The sequence below is a fragment of the Mesorhizobium sp. M7A.F.Ca.CA.002.04.1.1 genome (genome assembly GCF_004022805.1).
Classification (GTDB): Bacteria; Pseudomonadota; Alphaproteobacteria; order Rhizobiales; family Rhizobiaceae; genus Mesorhizobium; species Mesorhizobium ciceri.
The window spans coordinates 1-4,483 of record NZ_RZPL01000483.1 but is presented as its reverse complement, the minus strand read 5'-3'; the positions used below and the strand labels follow the sequence as shown (position 1 = coordinate 4,483).

Here is a 4,483-nt window from a genome sequence, read left to right as displayed (position 1 = left end):
GTCCCCCACTGATTGAGCAGCACCGTCTTGCCGGCATGATCGGCAATCGTCATCGGCTTGCCGTCCGGACCGTTGAAGGCAAGGCTCTTCAGGGATTGTGGCGGATCGGCCGGCAAAAGTGCCGCGACCTCACCGGTGGCCGAAGCCGCGACCTTCTTGGCGCGGTCGCTCTTGGCCGCGCAGGCCACGTCGTCCTTGCTCTCACCCACGGCAGCTTGTGCCGGTGCATTGTTGCCAGACCGGCTCTCGCTGACATATACCGCGACCGCGCCCGCCAGCGCGCCCGCCACCAAGGCGGCGAGGATCAGGCGCGGGGCCGGGAAGAATCTACTACCGTCTGCCATTTTCTCAAAACTGCTCCGAAGCACGGGTTATAGCCATGAGCGATAAGAAAACCAGCAACCAGATGTGGGGCGGACGTTTTGCCTCGGGTCCGGCCGCCATCATGGAAGCGATCAACGCGTCTATCTCCTTCGACCGCAAACTCTATGCGCAGGACATCAAAGGCTCGATCGCCCATAGCGAGATGCTGGCGCAAACGGGCATTATTTCGGCGGCCGATCAAGAAAAAATCGCTGACGGGCTGAACACGATCCTGAGAGAGATCGAGGCCGGCAGCTTCGAGTTCTCGACGCGGCTCGAAGACATCCACATGAACATCGAGGCGCGCCTTGCCGATCTGATCGGCCCGGCGGCCGGCCGCCTGCACACCGCCCGCTCGCGCAACGATCAGGTCGCGGTCGATTTGCGGCTCTGGGTCAAGGAGGAGTGCTTTCGCGTCGCCGAGGCGTTGAAGGGGTTGATTGAGGCGCTGCTGGAGCGGGCCGAGGAGCATGCGGCGACCGTGATGCCGGGCTTCACCCATATGCAGGCGGCCCAGCCGGTGACCTTCGGCCATCACTGCATGGCCTATGTCGAGATGTTTTCGCGCGACCTGTCGCGTGTCCGCGATGCGATCGAACGCATGGACGAAAGCCCGCTCGGTGCCGCCGCACTTGCCGGCACCAGCTTCCCGATCGACCGCCACCGGACCGCCAAGGGGCTCGGCTTCCGCGAGCCGATGCGCAATTCGCTCGACAGCGTCTCGGATCGCGATTTCGCGCTCGAGTTCCTTGCCATGGCCGCGATCTGCGCCACGCATCTGTCGCGGCTGGCCGAAGAGATCATCATCTGGTCGACGCCGCAATTCGGCTTCGTCAGGCTGTCGGACTCGTTTTCCACCGGCTCGTCGATCATGCCGCAGAAGAAGAATCCCGATGCCGCCGAACTGGTGCGCGGCAAGACCGGCCGCGTCACCGGCCATCTGGTCGGCCTGCTGACGGTGATGAAGGGCATGCCTTTGACCTATGGCAAGGACATGCAGGAAGATAAGGAATCGGTATTCGACGCCGCCGAGACGCTCGACCTGATGCTGGCGGCGATGACCGGCATGGTCTCGGACATGACGGTCAACGCAGCCGCGATGAAGAAGGCCGCCGGCTCCGGCCACGCGACAGCAACCGACCTTGCCGACTGGCTGGTGCGCACGCTCGGCCTGCCGTTCCGAGAGGCGCATCATGTCACCGGCCGGGCGGTGGCGCTGGCCGAAGACAAGAAGGTGGGGCTGGAGAAGCTTTCGCTGGAGGATCTGCAGTCGATCGATCCCGGCATCACGGCCGACATATTCTCAGTGCTGGCGGTGCAGAACTCGGTCAAGAGCCGCACCAGTTTCGGCGGCACCGCGCCGTCGGAAGTGAGGAAGCAGATCCGCGCCTGGAAAAAGCGACTGGCGAAAGCGTAATGCCGGATGTTGCGCCAGCAATATCCCGGACATGCGACCAGCAATATCCGGACGTTGCGCCAGATATTGCGACGAGCAATATCTCGGGGTGCAATGCGCCGAGAACTCGGCTAAAAGCGGCGGCTGACAAACGTTTCGGACGGATGGATCGATGACCGGAAGCAGGATTTTGGTGACGCTGACGCTGCTGGTGGCGATCGCGGCCGTCTCGGCCTGCGGCAGGAGGGGCGGTCTCGACACGCCCTATGAGGCGGCCGTGCAGGCGCGCAAGGATGCCTCGAAGGCCCATCAGCCCGTGCCGCCGGAGCCAGAAAAACCGGTCAAGGACAAGAAGTTCATCCTCGACCCGCTGATCTAGGCCGACGAGAGCGGGGCCTTCCAACCCGATCTCATCTTGCCGCAACTTCCGGAATCACTCCCGTGAACCATTTCGACTACCGCGACGGCGTGCTCCATGCCGAGGACGTGGCGATACCAGATATCGCCGCACAGGTCGGCACGCCATTCTACTGCTACTCGACGGCCACCCTGACCAGGCACTACCGGGTGTTTGCCCAGTCCTTTGCCGGGCTCGACACGCTGGTCTGCTACGCCATGAAGGCCAATTCCAACCAGGCCGTCCTGCGGACGCTGGCGAAGCTCGGCGCCGGCGCCGACGTGGTTTCGGAAGGTGAATTGCGCCGGGCGCTGGCCGCCGGCATTCCGGCCGGCAAGATCCTGTTTTCGGGCGTCGGCAAGACTGCGCGCGAAATGGACTTTGCCCTTGCCGCCGGCATTCTCTGCTTCAACGTCGAGTCCGAGCCTGAACTTGAGCTGTTGTCGGCGCGAGCCGTTGCCCTTGGCAAGGTGGCGCCGATCTCGCTGCGCATCAATCCCGATGTCGACGCCAGGACCCACAAGAAGATCTCCACCGGCAAGGCCGAGAACAAATTCGGCATCCCGTGGCAGCGGGCGCGGCAGGTCTATGCCCGCGCGGCAACGCTTCCCGGCATCAGGATCACCGGCATCGACACCCATATCGGCAGCCAGATCACGGAGCTGCAGCCCTTCGACGACGCCTTCGCCCTGCTTGTCGATCTGGTCGGCGCGCTGCGGGCGGACGGCCATGCCATCGAGCATATCGACCTCGGCGGCGGCCTCGGCATCCCCTATCGCGTCGACAACAACCCGCCGCCGCTGCCCGATGCCTATGCCCAGATCGTCAGGAAGCATGTCACCAAGCTCGGGCTGAAGGTGATGTTCGAGCCGGGCCGGCTGATCGTAGGCAATGCCGGTATCCTCGTCTCGGAAGTGATCTTCGTAAAAGAAGGCGACGCCAAGAACTTCCTCGTCGTCGACGCCGCCATGAACGATCTCATCCGGCCGACGCTCTACGATGCCTTCCACGATATCCGTCCGGTCGTGCAGCCGCCGGCGGACACGCCGCGCATGATGGTCGACGTCGTCGGCCCGGTCTGCGAGACCGGCGATTATATCGGCCTGGACCGCGATCTGCCCAGGCTGAAGGCCGGCGACCTGATTGCCGTCTCCACCGCGGGCGCCTATGGCGCGGTGCAGGCCGGCACCTACAACACCCGTCTGCTGGTTCCGGAGGTGCTGGTCGACGGCGACCGGTTCCACGTCGTGCGCCCACGCCTGACCTATGACGACCTGATCGGACTGGATTCGATGCCCGACTGGCTTGCATAGAAGCGCCGGAAACACACCGACCCGTCACAGGGAGCAATCATGACGAACGGCATCACCGTCACACGCGAGCGCATTGCCGCGATGGAACCGCGCATCCGCCCCTATATCAGGCACACGCCGGTGCTGCGCGTCGACATGGCCGACTTCGATCGGCCGCCGTTGGCCGTCGACCTGAAGCTCGAATGCCTGCAGCATTCCGGCTCGTTCAAGGCGCGCGGCGCCTTCACCAACCTGCTGGAGCGTGCGGTCCCAAAGGCCGGTGTCGTCGCAGCATCGGGCGGCAACCATGGCGCGGCCGTCGCCTATGCCGCCATGCGGCTTGGCCACAAGGCGACCATCTTCGTTCCCGAAGTGAGCCCGGCGGCCAAGCTGGAACGGATCCGCTCCTATGGCGCCGAGCTGATCGTCGGCGGCGCCCGCTATGCCGAAGCGCTGGCCGCCAGCGAACGGTTCGCCGAGGAGACCGGCGCTTTGCAGATTCATGCCTTCAACCAGGAGGAAACGCTCGTCGGCCAGGGCACGCTTGGGCTCGAAATCGAGGCCGATTTGCCTCGGATCGACACGCTGCTGGTCGCTGTCGGCGGCGGCGGTCTGATCGGCGGCATCGCTGCCTGGTTCGCCGGCCGCAGCCGTATCATCGCCGTCGAGCCGGAAGGAGCGCCGACGCTGCATCGCGCCTTCGAGGCCGGACACCCCGTCGATGCGCCGGCCGAGGGCATCGCCGCCGATTCGCTGGCGCCAAAGCGCGTCGGCGAAATGATGTTCCCGATCGCCGAGGCCTATGTCGAACGCTCGATCCTGGTCGGCGACGACGACATCGTCGCCGCGCAGAAGGCGCTGTGGAACCGAACCCGCATCATCTCCGAGCCGGGAGGTGCGGCCGCCTTTGCCGCAATCCTGTCGGGCCGCTATGCGCCGGCGCAGGGCGAACGGCTCGCCGTGCTGGTCTGCGGGGCGAATGCGGACCCCGCTACCTTCTAAAGGGCCTGCTGCCTTCTAAAGGGTATGCAGGAT

4 protein-coding genes and 1 pseudogene are annotated in these 4,483 nt (G+C 64.8%); 4 read left to right on the top strand and 1 reads right to left on the bottom strand.

What is annotated here, in order from left to right:
• Nucleotides 1-344: pseudogene (locus tag ENZ75_RS22290) on the bottom strand (TlpA family protein disulfide reductase); the annotation flags it as partial.
• Nucleotides 345-379: 35 nt separating this feature from the next.
• Between ENZ75_RS22290 and argH the strand changes: the two are divergent.
• From argH to ENZ75_RS22270, 4 genes are all read left to right on the top strand, one after another.
• Complete coding sequence (gene argH / locus ENZ75_RS22285; protein ID WP_063169086.1) at nucleotides 380-1,780, top strand: argininosuccinate lyase; 1,401 nt, start codon at nucleotides 380-382, stop codon at nucleotides 1,778-1,780.
• Between the two features lie 151 nt (nucleotides 1,781-1,931).
• Nucleotides 1,932-2,138 (top strand): lipoprotein, encoded by a 207-nt coding sequence (locus tag ENZ75_RS22280; RefSeq protein ID WP_013529409.1) that lies wholly within the window; start codon nucleotides 1,932-1,934, stop codon nucleotides 2,136-2,138.
• A 62-nt stretch (nucleotides 2,139-2,200) separates the two neighbouring features.
• On the top strand, nucleotides 2,201-3,469 hold the full coding sequence (gene lysA, locus ENZ75_RS22275) for a diaminopimelate decarboxylase (RefSeq protein WP_063169087.1): 1,269 nt from the start codon (nucleotides 2,201-2,203) through the stop codon (nucleotides 3,467-3,469).
• Nucleotides 3,470-3,508: 39 nt separating this feature from the next.
• A complete protein-coding gene (locus ENZ75_RS22270) occupies nucleotides 3,509-4,450 on the top strand; it encodes a threonine/serine dehydratase (RefSeq protein ID WP_063169088.1) in 942 nt (313 codons plus the stop codon).
• Nucleotides 4,451-4,483: the final 33 nt, after the last annotated feature.